The sequence below is a fragment of the Streptomyces sp. NPDC049040 genome (assembly GCF_043197715.1).
Classification (GTDB): Bacteria; Actinomycetota; Actinomycetes; order Streptomycetales; family Streptomycetaceae; genus Actinacidiphila.
On sequence record NZ_JBICTO010000031.1, the window covers coordinates 26,269 to 44,718 of the forward strand.

Below are 18,450 nucleotides of genomic sequence, written 5' to 3' on the forward strand. Positions count from 1 at the left end.
GTCAGGGCCCCGGGTAGAAGACGTAGGACATCCGGTCGGCGATCTCCTCGGGCACCGGCCGGCCCTCGCCCAGTGAGCGGGCCGCGACCTGCGCGAGTGCGGCGGGGTCGGCGTCGACCTGGTCGAGGATGACGCGGACCGCGAGCTCCACGGGCAGGAAGCGGGACGGCAGGAAGGAGCAGGTGCGGTAGGCGGAGAAGGGCGCGGCGGACGGGTTGAGCCGGATCACCGGCGGCAGGTCGTCCCAGTCGTGCGGGAAGTCCGTGCCCTGCCACGGCACCGGCTGGAGCACCGGGTCGCCGGCGTGGCGCAGCAGGCCGAGCCGGGAGAGCTGCCACACGGCGGCCAGGAACGGGCAGGACCAGGTGCGGCGTTCGCCCTGCCGGTCCCACAACTCGACGTCGACGAAGACCGAATGGCGGCGGGCCGCCGTCTCGGCCGGCGGCCGCCACGGTTCGGCGCCCGCCATCGCCTCCTGCGCAGGACCGCCAGGGCTGCGCTCGCCGTTGGCGAGCCAGCCGGTCTGCACGGCGGGCGGCCGGGTGCCGTCGGTGCCGGGCGGCGGCGACTCCACCAGCCGGGCCTGAACCTCCTCGGCGACCTCGATCCCGTCGGCGACCGCGCAACCGGACTCGCGGGCCAGGTAGTCGATGACCAGCCCGGCCCGCTCGGCCTCGGCGATCAGCATCGGGACGAGTTCAGCCGGCGTGGAGAAGCGGGTGAAGTAGTCGTCCACCAGGAAGCAGGTGCTCACCCTGGCCCGGCGGCCGCCCGCCGCGGCCAGCGCCTGGGCCGCGTCGGCCCACGGCTTGACCTCGGCGAAGTGCCGGCGCAGCCGGTCGGGACCCGCCTCGAAGTCCTCCATGTAGAGGTGGCCGAGTTCCAGGGAGAGCTGCGCGAGCGGCACCGACTGGGTGCGCGGCTCCGCGGTGGTCTCCCGGAAGACGGCCGCCGTCCCGGCCCCCTGGCCCGTCCCGATCCCGGTCATACCGGACCCCACGCCTCGTCGTCGTCCAGCTTGTCGGCGAGGTCCTGGAGGGCGATCAGCGTCTCCACGTTGGCGACCCGGCTGGACAGGACGTCCTCGTCGGTGATCAGCTGCTCGCGCCACTGGAGGACGGGTTCGAGCGGTACGGCGCCGAGGATCGCGGTGAAGCCGATCTCGCGGTCGGCGGCCAGCCGGTGCAGCTCCTGGTCGCACTTGCGCATCCAGGCCGACTGGGCGGGCGGCACCAGCGACCACGGCGGCGCCTCCGGGTCGGGCACCGCGGCCCGGACGAAGCGGATGTTGCCGCGCAGCTCCTCCTCGTCGTGCCCGCGGGCGACCCCGCCGGTGATGATGCCGCGCGGGCCGAACACCAGCCCGGCGGCGGCGATCACGTGCTGCCTGGTCCAGCGGTGGTAGACCAGCCAGTGGGTGCCGATGCCGCGCATCTCGGGCCGGGCGGTGACGTCGAGTGCCATGTCCATCGCATAGCTGCGGCCCGCGCTCAGGTCGACGATGACCACGTCGAACTCGCTGTCGAGCCGCAGGAAGAGGTCGATGCAGCGGCTCACCGTGTCCTTGACGACGGCGAACTCGCCGCCGCTGCGGTCGCCGGGGAGCAGCACCAGGTTGCCGGAGTTGGCCGGCCGGTCGCGCAGCAGCTGGTGCTCGGTCTGCGCCCAGACGTCGAGCCTGGTCGGCTCGTTGGCCTTGCCCTGGAGGTAGGAGTGCAGACCGCCCTGCTCGATGCCGCCCATGGCGCTGGGCACGTCGAAGACCGCGGCGGCGGTGGGCGAGCCGAAGTCGAAGTCCAGGTAGGCGACGTCGTCACCGCCCAGCGCGCGGCGGAAGGCGATGTTGGCGCTGGTGACGGAACGGCCGGTGCCGCCCTTGTCGGACGCGGCGAAGACGAGCAACCGTCACACCCCCCTGGAGGCGGTGTGTCTGGCGAGCGCCAGGCCGTCGAGCTCGCCGAGGATCTCCACGGTGAGCGCGACCGCAGAACCCGGTTGCCGGTCGAGCAGCTCCCGGGCGCGGTTGAGTTTGACCTCGACGGACTTCAGGGCGATGCCGCGGGAGGCGTCGTGGCTCGACGTGGGCTCCAGTTGCTCGTTGCCCAGCAGGTGGGTCGCCTCGCTGAGCAACGACGAGGCGTAGGCCGCGAGTTCGTTGCTGCGGATCGGTGGCTGCACGTAGAGCTGGCGGCCGGCCACCATGCACTCGGTGACGCGCTCGGTGATGCTCCAGGACAGCGGTGACTCGCCGGAGGGCGCGGCGGGATAGACGGCCTGGACGTTGTCCCACAGGCCGACGCCCACGCCCTCCCTGATGCGCCGCTTCCACACGTGGTCGAAGATCCGCTCGGCGAGCCGCAGCAGCCGGTCGTGCGAGGAGATGTTCCGCGACAGGGTGCACAGCTGGATGCTGCGTTTGAGCAGCTGTACGGAGAAGTCGCCCATCGTCCACTGCATCGGGTTGCCCGTCTCGCTGCTGCCCTGGAGGGGGAGCCGGATACCGGGGCTGTGCAGGGCGATCGCCTTGTCCCCCACCGTCATCCGGCTGACGATCCTGGCGCGTTCCGCCAGCCGCTCCATGACCGCGACGGTGCGGGTCAGGTCGTCGTCCGTGGCGCGGCGGCGGACCAGGTCGTGGACCAGGATGGAGGCGATGCTGAGCGAGAAGTACTCGGACTCCAGGCGCTGTCCCGTGGTCCGCCAGGGGATGTCCTCCAGCGGCCAGGTGGTGTCGCCGAAGCGGGCGATGCCCGACCAGTACTGCTGGGTGATCTCCCAGCGCAGGCGCAACGCCTCGGCCAGCCGCTGCTGTTCGGGATTGAGCAGGCCGAGGGTCAGGGTGCGGTCGCTGAAGAGGTCCTGGATGCCGTCGAGGGCGACCACGGTGAAGTAGAGGTAGGGGATCGGCCGGGCGACGCCGTCGGGCTGCGGGCCGATCTGCTCGCTGGTCTCCACCGGCGGGGCTTCCTTGACCAGGCTCCAGGCCCAGCCGCACTCGAAGAGCTGGTTCTCGTCCTTGAGGCGGTCGGCGATGTCGACGCCGAGGACGAAGCTCTCGCCGATGGTGGCCCGCAGCGCGGCGAACCGGCGCTGGAAGCGCTCGACCACGACCCGGTCGGAGAGCCGGCCCTGGCCGAGGACCGAGCACAGGGTGCGGCCCTGCGGCTCCTCGGCGTCGAAGGCGTTGACGGTGAAGGAGCGCAGCAGGCTGACCATGGCTGCGGTGAGCCGGGCCTCGGTGGCCTGCCTGAGCTCGTCGATCAGCCCCCGCACCTCGCCGCGGCGGGTCTTGCCCTCGTAGATCTTCAGGAAGCCCAGGGTGGCGAGGCACAGGGTGATGGACATCGAGAAGGAGTCGACCACGCCGAGCCGGCGCTGCTCCTCGGTGATCTCCCGCTCCGGGTCGGCGGGGACGAAGTAGTAACCGCCGGCGAAGCTCGGCCGCTTGTCGTCGGTGGTGTGGGTGCGCATGAACTCGGCGAGGATCTGCACCAGTTTCGCCGGGATGTCGACCCTGCCGCCGACGTTCTTGAGGGCGGCGTGGACGTCGCGCTCTGTCGTGTCGGGGTCGTCCAGCCGGAAGGCCGGGATTTCGGTGGCCGGATACATCAGGCACAGCAGCCGTTCCGCGTCGGCCACGCTGCTGCGACCTCCCCATTCCCCCCATTCCCACGCGCCGCTCTCGAACGAATGGCGCGAAATCGCCTGCCAGATGTCCAGCAGGTGCTGGCGCGGCTTGATCTGCATCCCCCACTCCTCGCCCGGATGCCCCGTTGCTTGTCCTGCGCCGTCAGGGTGACCGGTGTCCCGGCCACCCCTGTCCCGAATCGAATATCCGGAACGGGTTATTCACAGGCGCGCCGTCCGCACGCCACGATCATTCCCTCATACCCCTCCCGCAAGGCGCCGCCCGGCATTCCGATGGCCGTGATGGCGACCTCCTCCCCTTCCGCGTAGGGGCTCAGGCTCTTGCGCACCTCGGTCTCCGAGACACTGCACGCGGGGAAGAAGTGCTCACCGACCCTGTACCCCTCCGAGCCCTCCATGAAAGCCGCGGCGAAGGGGGCGCCTGGCGCCAGTGCGTGCATGAAGCGCTCGACCGCGAGGAAGAACTCCTCGTCCGAGGTGGACATCGACTCGGCGACGAAGAACATCGTGCCGATCTGCCAGCGTCCCGGGCGGTCATGCAGGTCGAAGAGGTTGCCGCGCTCGATCTCGACCGCTTGCCGGAAGCCGGCGCGGGGGTCGGCGACCCGTCGGGCGTAGACGTCCTGCGCGCACAGCGCGGCCCAGAACTGGTCCCAGTGCGGATCGTAGGACGCCCGCTGGGCCTCCAGATAGGCGACGTTGCTCGCCGAGGTCTCGAAGAGGGTGATCTCGCCGCACCACGGCAGCATGGCCAGGGCCGGGTACAGGTTCGCGCCCGCACCGACGTCGATACCGCGGAGCCGTGCGCCGCTCCGGTCTCCCGCGCCCTTGAAGTGATCGGCGAAATGCGCGCTCATGATCTCAATGATCTTCGCGTCGTCCGAACGCAGGCTGCCGTAATTGTGATCAACGTAGGCAGCGGGATCGAACGCGTCCCAGGGCGCCTCGGAATTCAGCCTGCGAACGGGCGTGCGCACCGGGTCATTCGCCACCTCGGGCGTTCTGAGATCCATCGTTCCATAATAGCCGTGAAGTCCCTGCCCGATGCCCGGCTTGCCAGCCGTGCGGAAATGATCAGGGCGCACAGAGGGCGCGTTGCAGCATGCGCAGAATTCGACCGTATAGCAGCTTGAACAGCCGGAAAACGCGGCTGATCCTGGTCTGACTCCGGTGAACCTGACGCCGGGTCAACCCTACGCATGCGGCGCGGCCCGTGTCACCCGAACGGGAGAACGTCACCTTGACCATCGGCCGGCCCGTGGCCGTGCCCCCGCCCGACCTGGGTTCCCCAGCCCCCAGCCCCTTAGGAGTGGCATGACGACCCCCCTTCCCGGAACCGGATCCCCGCGCATCGTGCCCCTGCCGGCCCCCTCCCCCGCGCTCCGCCTCGCCGCGGACGACCTGCCGCCCCGGGTCCGCGGGGTCACCGACGCGGACCTCCCCGAACTGCACCGCCTGGACCGGGAGGTCTTCCAGGAGAACGCCTATCCCTATTTCGTCCTGCGGCAGTTCTACGACCTGTACCGGGACGATCTGTTCGTGGTGGACGACGGCGGCACGTTACGGGGCTACGTCCTCGCCGGCGTCGCGTCGGACGGCGCCAGGGGCTGGATACTCGGCCTGGCGATCGACCGGAACTGGCGCCGCCACGGCTTCGGCCGCGAGTTGATGGCGGAGTCGCTGCGCAGCCTGCGCCTGCGGGGGGTGCGGGAGGTGTGGCTGACCGTGGAGCCGGGCAACCTCACCGCCATCGATCTCTACGTCTCGCTCGGCTTCTCCCATGTGGACCACCGTGACGACTACTTCGGCCCCACCGCCGACCGCCTGCTGATGGTGCTGGCGCTCGACGGCTGACCGGCCGGCGCGCCGGACCACCCCGGGGTGTGCGGCCCCGGGCCTGCGTGCTTCACGGCCGGCCGCCGGGGACGGTGATCCGCGGCCCGGCCTTCCTTCCACGCGATCCGCCCCGGCGGCGGCACGAGGCAGCGCCCCCGCCGTCGGAGTACGGCGGGGGCGCTGTTCACCGGCTCGGGCCGGTGGGCTGCGGCGGGTCAGCGGTGGTGACGGTGGCCCCACGACTCGGTGTCGACCACGTGGCCGCGCCTGTCGCGCAGGGTCGCGGTGTCGGCGTTGTTGTCCCACGCGTAGTTGGTGCGGTCCTGGTAGAGGTCGCGGTTCGTGTCGTGGCCGCGGCCGGTGTGGATACGGACCGACTGGTGGCCGCGCAGGGTCACATGGTGGAAGCGGTAGACCACGTGCTGCCGCCCGCTGAGGGTCCAGCCGTCCAGGTTGACCGCGCTGCGGGACTCGTTGGTGACGGTGACCCACTCGGAGTTGAGCGACCAGGCGGAGCGGTTGTCGTGGCCGGGGCTGTCGTACTGGATCTCGCCCAGGACGACGTGCGGGCGCTGCTCGTGGTGGCGGCCGTGGTCCGCGGCGGCGGCGGGCAGAGCGGCAGCGGCGACGACGGCTCCGGCGGCGATGGCGGTCGCGGTCAGGCGGTAGGCGATACGGGACACGTAGTCCCCCTTCTTCGTGCGGGCACGGCTGGCCGTGCTGGTGGTACTTGTCCCGGCGAGTGCCGAGGGCATCACTGTGACCTGCGAACCGGCCCTGATCGCGGCGAAATCGCTTCGCGTTACGAATTCCGGACATATCAGCAACTGTCGGATGGTGTGGTCACGCAGGGGACCGTCCGGGTGTGTCGCCGTCCGCCCGGTCCGGCACATGCCTTGCCCCGTAAGGCGCCCGGCATGTTCGCCATGCCGGGCCACCCCGAACGCGTGCCCGAGGCGATCTCGGCCCTGGGCGCGGCGGAAGGTAACAGCGTCGTACCCGCAGGTCACCGCGGGATGCGGCAGGGCCGGCCGCCTTCCGCGCTCACCGGCTCCGCGGCGGGGCCGTCAGCACGGGGAGGGTCTTGAACCCGCGCAGCACCATACGGTCACGGCGGGTCGGGGCGGACGCCGGGGCGAGGTCGGGGAAGCGGGCGAGGAGGCGGGGGAAGGCGACGGCGGCCTCCAGCCGGGCCAGGCCGTTGCCGAGGCAGACGTGCGCGCCGACGCCGAAGCTCAGCGGCTTGACCGCGGTACGGGTGGGGTCGAAGACGTCGGGCTCCCGGTAGCGCGAGGGGTCGCGGTTGGCGGCGCCGAGCAGCACGATGAGCCGGGAGCCGGCGGGTATCGGCACCCCGGCGACGGCCAGACCGTCGGTCAGGGCGACCCGGGTGGTCAGCTGGACCGGGGACTCGAAGCGCAGCACCTCCTCGACGAAGGCCGCGACATCGCCGCCGGCGGAGCGCAGCCGGCGCGCGGTGTCGGGCCGGTCGAAGAGCAGACCGAGCCCGTTGCCCAGCAGGTCGGTGGTGGTCTCGAAGCCCGCGACCAGCAACAGGGTGAGGTTGGCGAGCAGTTCGGCCTCCGACAGCCGTCCGTCCGCCGCGTCGCGGGCCGCCACCAGCGCGCCGACCAGGTCGTCGCCGCGGTCCGCCTGCCGTCCGGCGATCAACGCCGCGAAGTAGCCGGACAGTTCGGTCGCCGCCGCGTCGGCGGGCGCGAGCTCCGACGGGTCGGACATGAATTCCAGCGCCGTCGTCAGCCCGGCGGCCAGCGTGCGGAAGCGGTGCCGGTCGGCCTCCGGCACCCCGAGCATGTCGCAGATCACGGTGACCGGCAGCCGGAAGGCGAACTCCGCCATGAAGTCGACGGGGGCTCCGTCGGCCCCGGACTCCGCGAGGTCGTCGAGCAGCCGGTCGACCGCCGCCGTGACCATCGGTTCGAGCGCGGCGACGCGGCGCGGGGTGAAGACCGAGCCGATCAGCGACCGCATCCGGGTGTGCTCGGGCGGGTCGCTCTCCAGGATCGACCGGGCGAGCAGCGCGAGCGAGGCGTGCTCTTCCAGCTGCTCCCCGCCGATCTGCGCCCCGCTCACCCCGAAGCCGGTACGCCGCAGCACCTGGTCGACCGCTTCGTAGCCGGCCACGAGGAACCAGCCGCCGCCGATCCCGGAGACCGGGCCGAGGCGGTGGGCCGCCGCGTACAGCGGGTACGGGTCCGACCTGCCCTCGGGGGACATCAGTCGCATGGCGACGGTCACCGCGTCCTGCGGGTCCTCGGCCACGGCGGCGGGCCCGCCGCCCGTCCCGTCCTGGCCGGCCTGCCCGAGGGACGCCGTCAGGGCGGTTCTGCCCAGCGGCTCCGGCGGGTCCGCGGGGGCGGGGACAATGGCCATGACGGCTCCTCTCGTCGGCCGCCGCCGTCCGCACCGGCGACCGGGCCGCACCGGTGATGTCGGGCACTCTTTCGAAACACTCTGTCGCTGTCAATACAGAGCGTCGGAGACATGGAAAGCCGCCGCCCCCGGCGGGGGAGCGGCGGCTGACGGGGCTTCACGCGCGGCGGCGGCCCTTGGCCCGGCGCGGGTGGGGGAAGAGCCGCGGCCCTCGCTTGGCGGCCACGGTCGACCGGCGCCTGCTGGAGCCAGCAGAACGCGCCGTCGGGGAGCAGCAGCAAGCTGGCGGTGGGCGACACCGGGCTCTCGCCGGGCAACGACAGCGACACCGACCACTCGGCCAGGCCGGTTAGGAACGTCCTGGTCACCCCGGGGTCGACGGCCGGCCGCACCGAGGTCGACGCGTTCGACACCGCCACCGGGGCGAGGCTGCGGAGCCGCCACGGCGCCGGCGGCGGCCGTCGCCGGCGACGACCGGGTCTACGCCCTCGCCGGCTCCCCCGCCGACCCGCAGCCGGTCCGGCTCGATCCGCGCACCGGCAGCGCCACCGCGGTCGCGGCCCTGCCGCCCGCCACCGGCAGCCGGCACTTCACCGCGGGGACGCTGTACGCGACGCCCGGCGGCGGGGTGCTGGAGCTGGACGCGCAGGGCACCGGCGTCGGCGTCCGCTTCTCCCGGTAGCGGCTCCCGCGCCGACCCGCACCGCCGGTGCCGACGCCCAGCCGATGGTCAAGTGCGGGTAAAATCCGCACAGTTGGTCTAGTCCACTCCATCAGCGGTGACGCGGCCCGTCGGCCCGGATTGGTCCAGTCCAATTCTCGCCCGGCGCATTGCCGCCGCCGCGGATCTCGGTTGTCCTGGGAGAGCCGCCCTCGCGCTTCCCCCACACACCGAGGAGAGCCGTGTCCACCGGACCAAGTTCACGGAGATCGTCCCGCACCCTCGCTCATGCGCGCCGGCGGCTGGCCGCCGGGGTCGCCGTCGTCGCCACCGCAGCGCTCGTCCTGGCCGGGCTCACCGGCCTGGGCGCGCCCGCCGCACAGGCCGCGGGAGCGCTCACCGCACAGTTCAGCAGCAGCGGCAGCGGCTCGTCGTGGACGGGCACCTATGTCGTCAAGAACGCTACGGCCGCAGCGGTCAACGGCTGGACCCTGGAGTTCGACCTGCCGGCCGGAGTACGGATCACAGGGGAGACGTACGGCACCTCGACCGTCAGCGGCGCGCACGTCGTGGCCTCCCCCGCCTACTACAACGCCACGGTGCCCGCGGGCGGTTCGACCTACCCCTACAGCTACACCTTCACCGCGTCCGGGCCGCTCGGCACCCCCACCGGATGCCTGATCAACGGGGACAAGTGCGACGGCAGCGCCGCGACACCGCCGCACGCGCCCACCGGCGTCACCGTCGCCGACGCCACCGCCCACACGGTGAGCCTGCGGTGGACCGCCGCCGCCGTCGGCGACTTCCCCGTGGCCTCCTACGACGTGCTGCGCGCCGGCGCCGTGGTGGCGTCGAGCGCGACCGCCACGGCGACCGTCCAGGGCCTGTCCCCCGCGACCGCCTACCAGTTCACCGTCCGGGCCAGGGACAGCCGCGGCAACACCGGGGAGCCCAGCGCCCCGGTCACCGCGACGACCTTCGACCCGGCGACCGACACCGTCCCGCCGACCGCCCCGGGCAACCTCCGGGCGGGCAGCGTCACTTCCAGCACCGTCCAGCTGTCCTGGGACGCGGCGACCGACGACAAACGGGTCGCCGCCTACGACGTACGGCAGGGATCCGCACTGGTCGCCACCGTCCCCGCCGACACCCGCACCACCACCCTCACCGGCCTTGCGCCCGCCACCGCCTACACCTTCGCCGTCACCGCCCGCGACCTCGCCGACAATCCCTCGCCCGCGAGCACCGCGGTCACCGTCACCACGCAGGAGGCGGTGGGCAACGGCGGTTACGCGAAGGTCGGCTATTTCGTGCAGTGGGGCATCTACGGCCGCCAGTACTTCGTCAGGAACCTCGACACCTCCGGCGCCGCGGCCAAGCTCGACGTCATCAACTACGCCTTCGGCAATGTGGACCCGAAGAACCTCACCTGCCTGGGCGGCGTGACCAAGGCCACCACCGCCGACCCGGAGGACCCGTCACAGGGCGACGGCGCCGGCGACGCGGAGGCCGACTACGCCAGGGCCTTCCCCGCATCGCAGTCGGTCGACGGCCAGGCCGACGACGGCTGGGGCAAGCTGCGCGGCAACTTCAACCAGCTCAAGGAGCTCAAGGCGAAGTACCCGCACCTCAAGGTCGTGATGTCGCTCGGCGGCTGGACGTACTCGAAGTACTTCTCCGACGTCGCGGCCACCGACGCGTCACGGAAGAAGTTCGTGTCGTCCTGCATCGACATGTACATCAAGGGCAACCTGCCCTCCTACGAGGGCGCAGGCGGCCCCGGTGTCGCGGCCGGGATCTTCGACGGCTTCGACCTGGACTGGGAATGGCCGGGCTCGCCCGACGGCCACCCGGGCAACCACCACGCGGCGGCCGACAAGGCGAACCTCACCGCGCTGCTCGCCGAATTCCGCAGCCAGCTGGACGCGCTGGGCGGCGACCACAAGCTGCTCACCGCCTTCACCCCGGCCGATCCCGCCAAGATCGCCGCCGGCTGGGACCTTCCCCAGGTCTCCAGGTCGCTGGACATCGAGAACATCCAGGGCTACGACTTCCACGGCTCGGGCAGCGACAACTCCTGGGAGCCGAACCGCACCGGCAGCCAGGCCAACCTCTACCCCGACCCCACCTCCCCCCACCCGGCCGACTTCAGCGTCGACAGCGCCGTCCACCTCTACCTGGACGCCGGGATCAGCCCCCGCAAGCTGACCATCGGCCTGCCCTTCTACGGCCGCGGCTGGCAGCAGGTCACCGACGGCGGTGCGCACGGCGTCTGGCAGCCCGCCAACGGCGCCGCCCCGGGCCAGTTCGCCGAGGAGGCCGGCACCCGGGGCTACGGCAACCTCGTCGCGGGTGTCCCCGGCCTGACCGTCTACCACGACGCCCAGTCGGTGGCCACCTACGGCTACACCGGCAACGGCGGCCAGTGGTGGTCCTTCGACGACACCTGGTCCATCGGCAGGAAGGCCGCGTACATCAAGTCCGAGCACCTGCTCGGCGCGATGATCTGGGAGATGTCGGGCGACACACCCTCCGGCACCCTGCTGGGCGCACTGGACTCCGGCCTCCGGCCCTGACCCACCCCCACTCCGCGGGCCCCGCCGCCCCACCCCCCGGCGGGGCCCGCGGTCCGGTCTCGGCAGGACTCCCCCGAACGGCCCGAGGGGCCGTACCGCCGGTGGTTCCGGCGACACGGCCCCCCGGTGGGGCGGATGGGGCGGGTGGGGCTACGACGTCCAGGGGGAGGCCGTGGCCCAGCTCACGTCGTCGGCCCAGGAGGTGGCGGAGTCCCAGGCGTTCGAGCCGCCGTTGCTGGCGATGTACACGTTGTAGCTGTAGTGGCGCAGGTACTTGTCGGGGAAGTTCACGGACTGGAGCGAGAAGCCTTGCCCGTTCTGACCCGATTGCGGGCAGAAGGTGGCGTCCTGCGAGAAGACCGAACTGCCGTCGCTCGCCGCCACTTGCAGCCGGTAGTTGTAATGGCGCAGGTACTGGCCCGACTTGTTGGCGGACTCGAAGGAGACGCAGGAGCTGTTGGCCAGGCCCGCGCGTACGATCCAGGTCGCGTCGGCCTTGTCCGTCGCGGAACTCGACGACGTGATCGGGGAGATCACCACATTGCTGTCGGCGTCGTCGTGCCGGATGTAGTCGCCCGTGCAGCACGACGTGGTGGCCCGCAGCGACAGCCGGCTGCCCGCGGCGGGGAAGCCGGTGCCGCCGCCGGAGGAGCCGTTGCCGTAGCCGACCGAGTTGATGTTCGCCTGGACCGCGTTCTCCGTGGCGTCCGACGGGTAGCCGGAGGTCATGACGCCCTCGTAGAAGGTGCCCGCGGCGCCGACGCTGTTGTCGCCGCCGATGCCGAGGATGATCGCGCCCTGCTTGCGCATCGGGTTGTAGCCGGAGACGTTGGGCCGCACCCCGTTGTAGAAGGTGGAAAGGCCGCCGGACTGCGCGTTGCCGCCGCGGATGGCCCAGTGGTTGGGCTCACCCTTGATGATGGCGGTGGTGTAGCGGTAGTTGACCGTCGGGTCGCCGGAGTTCAGGTGCTGGTTGACGCCGGAGAACAGGCCGTTCTCCAGGTCGGCCATGATCCACGGGCCGTTGCCCGAGCCGTAGCCCCAGACCTTGATGTTGCCGAAGTAGATGGCCTCCATCGTGCCGTTGCCGTCGTCGCGGCTGTCGGTCTCGGCGTTGCCGTAGTCGAAGCAGCAGCCGCCGTTGTAGTGCGTGCCGTCGAAGATGGCGTACATGCCCTCGGCCGCGTCACCGGTGGCGATGCCGTTGGTGTGGTTGTTGCGGTAGCCGGTGCCGGGGGCGACGAAGACGCCGTAGGCCTTGTGGCCGCCCACCGTGGTGGGGGCCGCGGTGGCGTTCGCGAGGTTGTCATAACCGCCGGAGGCCGGGCCGTTGAAACCGCCGGGAGGCGCCTGGGTGAGGTTGTTGCCGCGGCCCGACTGGTCGTAGATCACGGTGATCACGCAGGTCGTACCGGAGCAGAAGGAGTCCTGCGCGGCCGCGTTGGCGTAACCGCCCGCGCTGAGCACTCCGATGTTCTGCGTGGCGTTGTCCTTGGCGCGCCTGACCTGGTAGAGCGAGCCGTTGTACGAGCCGTAGAGCGCGCGGGTGGTGCTGTGCGCGGCCACGCAGGGCGTACCGCCTGACTGGTAGATGTCGCACGGGCCGGTCCCGGCGGCCTGCGAGGCCGGCGAGCTGCCGACCAGGACGCCGGCGACCAGTGCGACGACGGCAGCGAACGCCAGCGCCCATTTTCTGACGTTCCGTTGGAGATGAGCCATTGCGGGTGCGGACACGGAGTCCTCCTCCGGTGGGGGGTGGGGCGACCGGCGGCCACGAGTGTGGTTCCGGTACGTGGGGGCGCCCGTGTGCGGGCAGGCCGAAGGCCGGCCCGGCGCCGAGGAGGTCCGGCGCGGGCCCGCTTCCTGCGGGGCTCAGCTGCGTCGGGCGACGCTTCTGGCGCGCAGCCGGTCTGCGGTGATGGCCAGGCCGAGAACGCAACCGAGCACGATGTTGGTGTAGTTGGAGTTGATCTGCAGGGTGGTCAGGCCGTTGTTGATCAGCTCGAGCAGGACGGCGCCGGCGACGATGCCGACGATCCGGCCCTGGCCGCCGACCAGGCTCACCCCGCCGATGACAGCGGCGGCGATCGCGGACAGCTCCCAGCCCACACCGACACCGCTGGCCGAACCGACACCCATCCGGCCGAGCACCATGATCCCGGCGAAGGCGGACAGCAGTGAGCTGGTGACGTACATGGACACGATCCGCCGGTCGCCGCGGATACCGGCGAGCCGGGCCGCCTCCGCGTTGCCGCCGACCGCGTAGACCTGGCGGCCCGCGTAGGTGCGCTCCAGGAAGAACCACGCGACGACCGCGACGATCACGAAAAGGATCAGCGGCAGCGGGACCTGCGCGACGTACTGCTGGCCGACGTCGGAGAAGAAGCCGCCGATGCCGATGATCGAGGTACCCGAGGTGATGGCGAGGGTGACGCCCTGGGCGACGGTGTAGGTGACCAGGGTGACGACGAAGGGCGGCATCTTCAGCCGGGTGACGGCCAGACCGTGGATGAGGCCGACCGTGCCCGCGATGACGAGCGTGACCAGGACGGCGAGGACGGGTGGCAGGCCGGCCCGCACGTTGAACCAGGACATCAGGATCACGCTGGTGCCCAGCAGCGCCCCGACCGACAGGTCGATACCGCCGGTGAGGATGACCAGCGACTCGCCGATCGCGATGAGGCCGTACTGCGCCAGGTCGAAGCCCATGCCCTGGAGGTTGACGGCGCTGGCGAACGTGGACTTGTCGATCGCGAGCGCCACGAAGACGACCACGCAGGCTGCGACGACACCGACTTCCGGGGTCTCGGCCAGCCGCCGGACCAGCGAGGAACGCGGCAGATCACCGGCGTCCAGGTCCGCGAGAGCCGGGGCGGTACTGGTCTTCATGCGCGTGCCTTCCCTTCGCCGGGCGAACCGGCTTCCTCCGTACGGCCGGGCGGTGGACCGGGGTCCTCACCGGCTGCCTCGCCGGCGCCGGCATCGGTGTCCGAGCCGGTGTCCGTACCGGCTGCCGACCCGTTCTGCGAGCCGGCCGCCGCGGTCATGATCACTTCCTTGCCGAACCGCTCACGCGGGATGTCCGCGACGATCCGGCCGTGGGCCATCACCACGATGCGGTGGCAGATCCAGAGCAGCTCCTCCAGCTCGGAGGAGGCGACCAGGACCGCGAGCCCGTCCTGGGCCGCCGTGTCGATCAGGCTGTAGATCTCGGCCTTGGCGCCGACGTCCACCCCGCGGGTCGGCTCGTCGAGCAGCAGCAGCTTCGGGCGTGCCGCGAGCCAGCGCCCGAAGACCGCCTTCTGCTGGTTGCCGCCCGACAGCGAGCTGATCGGCTGCTCCTGGCTGTGCAGGCGTACGCCCAGGTCCTTGACGATCCTGGCCGCGTGCTCCTTGTCGTGCCGGGGCCGCAGCACGCCGCGGCGGCTGATCCGGCGCAGCGTGGTGAGCGTGACGTTCCAGCGCACCGAGTGGGTCGGCAGCAGCGACTGGACCTTGCGGTCCTCGGGCACCAGGCCGATGCCCGCCTGCACGGACTCGGCCGGGTGCCGCGGGTGGAAGTCGGCGCCGTCGAAGGCCACCGACCCGCCCGTCCTCGGCTGGGCGCCCATCACGGTGTGCAGCAGCCGGCTGCGCCCCGAGCCCATCAGGCCCGCCACGCCGACGATCTCGCCGGCCCTGACGTCCAGGTCGACCGGGCCCAGACCATCGGCGGTGAGCTCGCGGACGCTCAGCGTCGTCTTGCGCTCGACCGAGGACGGCGGGGCGAGGTCGGCGCGGGCCAGTTCGCTGCCGACCATCTCGCGGATCATCCGCTCCTCGGTCGCCTCGGCCGGCGTCAGGTCGGCGACCAGCCGGCCGCTGCGCAGCACGACGACCCGGTCGGCCACCGACCGCACCTCGTCGAGGCGGTGGCCGATGAAGAGCACCGCTCCCCCGGCGGCGGCGTGCGTGCGGGCCAGGTCGAGGACCCGCTCGGCCTCGACCGGGCCGAGGGAGGAGGTCGGCTCGTCCAGGATCAGTACGACCGGGCGGTGCCCCCATGCCTTGGCGATCTCGATCATCTGCCGTACGGGGACCGGGAACCGCCCGACCGGGCGGTCCACGTCGATACCGGTCACCCCGACCTCGGCCAGCAGCGTCCTGGCCTCCGCCCTGGTGCCGGCCCGGTCGACCACCACCCGGCCGAGCGGCCGGGTGGCGGCCCGCTGGGGGCGCCGGCCGAGCAGCAGGTTCTCTGCCACGCTCAGCTGGCCCACCAGCGGGAACTCCTGTGCCACCAGGGCCACTCCCATGTCACGGGAGTGGTCCGGGCGTCCGGGCTGGAGCGCCTGCCCGGCGATCTCGATACTGCCGGTGGTCGGGGTGACGGTGCCGGAGAGCACGCCCATCAGCGTGGACTTCCCGGCCCCGTTCTCACCCACCACCGCCACGATCTGACCGCGCGCCAGGTCGAGCCGCGGGATGTCGAGCACCTTCACCGGGCCGTAGACCTTGCTGACGTCCCGGAGCGAGACGGCGATGTCGGACGAAGTGCCGCTCGACATCAGCCGATGCCGAGTTCGGTGAGCTTGGCCTGGTAGTCGGTGAGGTTGGCCTGCGTCACCAGACCCACGCCGGAGCTGATCGTGGTGCCGTCGGACTCCAGGTAGGGCTTGACCAGGTCCAGGGTGGCCTGCTTGCCGAGCACCTTGAGCGCCGCCAGCAGGTAGGCGCCGGTGTAGCCCTGCTGGTACGGCTCCTGCAGGACGGTGGCCTGGATGACGCCCGACTGGACGAACTTCAGGGTCTGCGGGTCGCTGTCGTCCGAGATGATCTTGACCTTCCCGGACTTGCCCGCCGCCTGCACGGCCTGGCCCGCGGACGGGCCGTCGTAGGAGTAGACGCCGTAGAGGCCGTTGATGTTCGGGTTGGTCTGGATGGCGGTCTGCGCGTTGGTGAGCGCCTTCGCCGCGTCCATGCCGTCGCTGAGCTTCTGGGCGACCTTGATGTCGGTGCCCTTGAGCGCGTCCTCGAAGCCCTGGATGCGCTCGACCGCGTTGGAGGTGGTGAGCGATCCGACCAGGATGACGACCTGGCCCTTGCCGCCCAGCGCCTGCTTCATCGCCTCGCCGGCCTTCTGGCCCGCCTGGTAGTTCGGGGTGCCGAGGTAGAGCGCGGCGCCGTCCTCCTTCGGCAGCGGCGAGTCGATCGCCAGCACCGGGATGCCGGCCTTGTTCGCCGACGCGATCGGCGCCTTGATCGCGGTGGGGTCGATCGCGGACACGCTCAGGCCGGTGATGCCCTGGCCGCGCAGCGTCTGGATGATCGACAGCTGCTGGTCGAGCCGGCCGTTCGCCGGGGCCTGGTAGGTGCCCTTGACGCCGAGGTCCTTCAGGCCCTTGTTGAAGCCGATCTTTCCGGCGTTCCAGTAGTCGACGGCGACGTTGACGACCATCGCCTCGTCCAGCTTCGACAGATCCTTGCCGGCCAGCGCCGCCTTCAGCGCGGCGTCCAGCTTCGCGAGGTTGGTGTCGTTGAAAGTGATGTCGCCCTGGATCGCGACCGCGGGCGCACTCGACCCCGTACCCCCGGAGGAGCCGGACGCCTTGCCCGCGTCCGACCCCGAGTCACCGGCGCCGCTCTTGCTGCACGCCGCCGCGCCGACCAGCACCGCGAGCACGACCGCGGCTGCGCCGCAGCGGCGTCCCACTCCGGCCCGCCCGGCCTGTCCGACCCGCCCACTCCGCACTGCACCCATGACCAACATCCCGTCCGGAAAGGCCTCGCAGCCATTTGTTAGCGCTCACATACAGATCGCGCAGAAAATCCCATTCACATCCCCGCGCCGCACCGACCCACGGGTCGGCACAACCCGCGGCACTGCGGTGGGCCGGGGCCCACGGTGACCACGACCGGAAGGAACCGATGCCATATGCACCGACATCGCGTCCTCCCACGTCTCACGAGCGCCAGTGCGTACTCACGAGCCACACGGCGCCGCCCGGTGCCACAGGTTCGGTAGCCACACGTACCTCCCCTGGACTCCGTCGTCTTCCGAGAATGTTAGCGTTCACTGAGGGACCGTCAAGATGTTGCGCAGAAGAAAATCGGCCTCCCGGCCAGGGGGGTGGGGTGACGGGTTGCCCGCCCTCAACGGGCCCTGCACGCAGGCGTGTCGGCCGTCGACGGGGGCTCCGCCGGGCTGCATCGCGCCCTGATCCGACGTGCCGTCACCCCTGGCGCGGGTGCCACCCCTTGGGCTGGCCTCCACGCCGTGGCCGGGCCCGCACGCCGTGGCCGGGGGCACCCCGGGAGCCGCGTGTCGCCGGGGGCGGGTGGGGGCGCGAGGGGGGCCGCACTGCGGCGGCCACCGGGATGGCGCGCTGACCGCCAGCGGTCGAACGGGCCTGTACCCCACCGGGATACACGCCCGGCGAACGCCGACCAGCCACCAGGACGGGACCCGGCCACCAACGGTCCAACCGGCCTGTACCCCACCGGGATACACGCCCGGCGAACGCCGACCACCACCAGGACGGGACCCGGCCACCAACGGTCCAACCGGCCTGTACCCCACCGGGATACACGCCCGGCGAACGCCGACCACCACCAGGACGGGACCCGGCCACCAACGGTCCAACCGGCCTGTACGCCACCGGGATACACGCCCGGCGAACGCCGACCACCACCAGGACGGGACCCGGCCGCCAGCGGTCGAACGGGCCTGTACGCCACCGGGATACACGCCCGGCGAACGCCGACCACCACCAGGACGGGACCCGGCCGCCAACGGTTGAGCGGAGCTGTACCTCAACGGGGGACGGGCCGCAGCGGGGGCGGAGGCGAGGGCCGGACGGCGTGCCCCGCCGAACCCACGACCGCAGCGGCGGTCGGGATCTGGCGGCGTGCCCCGGCCCGGACGCGTCGGGGCGGGACCGCGTCGGCGTGTCCGGGTCGCGGGCCTCGATGTGCCGACCCCACGCTGTGCGCCGTCTAGGCGCTTGGTCCACCTCCCGGCCGGTCGTGGTCGCCGGCTTCCCGGCAACGCCCCCGGCGGCCGAGCACCGGCAGGGCGGGCGCGGCCGTGGTGGGGAGCAGCTCGCGGCCCCGGTGACGGCCGCTGCCGAACGGACGGGACGGCCTGCAGCTCGCAGCGCCGCGTACCGGCGGTGCGGGTGAGCCGGGGGTGCGGGCACGAGGGCCCGCTGCTGCGCAAGGCGGCGCCCTGCGCAGCAGGAAGGGGCGTGGGGGTGGGTCAGGTCACAGGCCGCGTGCGAGGTGGTAGTAGGCCTGGTTCCAGCGGATCTCCTGGGTGAAGCGGCGGATGTCGGTGTCATGGTCGATCATGAGGAG

Annotated in this window: 13 protein-coding genes; 2 read left to right on the forward strand and 11 right to left on the reverse strand. The window is 71.8% G+C overall.

The window, feature by feature from the left end; all coding sequences use genetic code 11:
* Window position 1 precedes the first annotated feature (1 nt).
* The 4 genes from ACGFMP_RS36140 to ACGFMP_RS36155 form a co-directional block, all read right to left on the reverse strand.
* On the reverse strand, window positions 2-988 hold the full coding sequence (locus ACGFMP_RS36140; protein ID WP_393678190.1) for an SCO2522 family protein: 987 nt from the start codon (window positions 986-988) through the stop codon (window positions 2-4).
* Window positions 985-1,902 (reverse strand): SCO2523 family variant P-loop protein, encoded by a 918-nt coding sequence (locus ACGFMP_RS36145; protein WP_393678192.1) that lies wholly within the window; start codon window positions 1,900-1,902, stop codon window positions 985-987. Before ACGFMP_RS36145 ends, ACGFMP_RS36140 begins: the two co-directional genes overlap by 4 nt.
* Window positions 1,903-1,905: 3 nt before the next feature.
* Window positions 1,906-3,747 (reverse strand): SCO2524 family protein, encoded by a 1,842-nt coding sequence (locus tag ACGFMP_RS36150; RefSeq protein ID WP_393678194.1) that lies wholly within the window; start codon window positions 3,745-3,747, stop codon window positions 1,906-1,908.
* Window positions 3,748-3,845: 98 nt separating this feature from the next.
* Window positions 3,846-4,661 (reverse strand): SCO2525 family SAM-dependent methyltransferase, encoded by an 816-nt coding sequence (locus tag ACGFMP_RS36155; protein WP_393678196.1) that lies wholly within the window; start codon window positions 4,659-4,661, stop codon window positions 3,846-3,848.
* A gap of 301 nt (window positions 4,662-4,962) precedes the next feature.
* Between ACGFMP_RS36155 and ACGFMP_RS36160 the strand changes: the two genes are divergently transcribed.
* Window positions 4,963-5,502: a GNAT family N-acetyltransferase gene (locus ACGFMP_RS36160; RefSeq protein WP_393678197.1), complete on the forward strand. Its 540-nt coding sequence runs from the start codon at window positions 4,963-4,965 to the stop codon at window positions 5,500-5,502.
* Window positions 5,503-5,699: 197 nt separating this feature from the next.
* On the opposite strand, the gene ACGFMP_RS36165 is transcribed toward ACGFMP_RS36160, so the two are convergent.
* The 3 genes from ACGFMP_RS36165 to ACGFMP_RS36175 form a co-directional block, all read right to left on the reverse strand.
* Window positions 5,700-6,167: a lamin tail domain-containing protein gene (locus ACGFMP_RS36165; protein WP_393678211.1), complete on the reverse strand. Its 468-nt coding sequence runs from the start codon at window positions 6,165-6,167 to the stop codon at window positions 5,700-5,702.
* A 361-nt stretch (window positions 6,168-6,528) separates the two neighbouring features.
* Window positions 6,529-7,878 carry a cytochrome P450 gene (locus tag ACGFMP_RS36170; protein WP_393678198.1) on the reverse strand — a complete coding sequence of 450 codons (1,350 nt, stop codon included), beginning with the start codon at window positions 7,876-7,878 and terminating at the stop codon, window positions 6,529-6,531.
* Window positions 7,879-8,358: 480 nt separating this feature from the next.
* Window positions 8,359-8,631, reverse strand: a complete 273-nt coding sequence (locus tag ACGFMP_RS36175; RefSeq protein ID WP_393678200.1) for a hypothetical protein — start codon at window positions 8,629-8,631, stop codon at window positions 8,359-8,361.
* Between the two features lie 150 nt (window positions 8,632-8,781).
* Here ACGFMP_RS36175 and ACGFMP_RS36180 point away from each other — a divergent pair, with 150 nt between their 5' ends.
* Window positions 8,782-11,115, forward strand: a complete 2,334-nt coding sequence (locus tag ACGFMP_RS36180; RefSeq protein WP_393678202.1) for a glycosyl hydrolase family 18 protein — start codon at window positions 8,782-8,784, stop codon at window positions 11,113-11,115.
* Between the two features lie 150 nt (window positions 11,116-11,265).
* Here ACGFMP_RS36180 and ACGFMP_RS36185 read toward each other — a convergent pair whose 3' ends face one another.
* From ACGFMP_RS36185 to ACGFMP_RS36200, 4 genes are all read right to left on the reverse strand, one after another.
* Window positions 11,266-12,834 (reverse strand): alpha-L-arabinofuranosidase B, encoded by a 1,569-nt coding sequence (locus ACGFMP_RS36185; RefSeq protein ID WP_393678213.1) that lies wholly within the window; start codon window positions 12,832-12,834, stop codon window positions 11,266-11,268.
* Between the two features lie 153 nt (window positions 12,835-12,987).
* Window positions 12,988-14,004 (reverse strand): ABC transporter permease, encoded by a 1,017-nt coding sequence (locus ACGFMP_RS36190; RefSeq protein WP_393678204.1) that lies wholly within the window; start codon window positions 14,002-14,004, stop codon window positions 12,988-12,990.
* Window positions 14,001-15,662, reverse strand: coding sequence for a sugar ABC transporter ATP-binding protein (locus tag ACGFMP_RS36195; RefSeq protein WP_393678206.1), 1,662 nt, complete (start codon window positions 15,660-15,662; stop codon window positions 14,001-14,003). Before ACGFMP_RS36195 ends, ACGFMP_RS36190 begins: the two co-directional genes overlap by 4 nt.
* Window positions 15,662-16,855, reverse strand: coding sequence for a substrate-binding domain-containing protein (locus tag ACGFMP_RS36200; protein WP_393678208.1), 1,194 nt, complete (start codon window positions 16,853-16,855; stop codon window positions 15,662-15,664). The genes ACGFMP_RS36195 and ACGFMP_RS36200 overlap by 1 nt, the downstream gene beginning before the upstream one ends.
* Window positions 16,856-18,450: the final 1,595 nt, after the last annotated feature.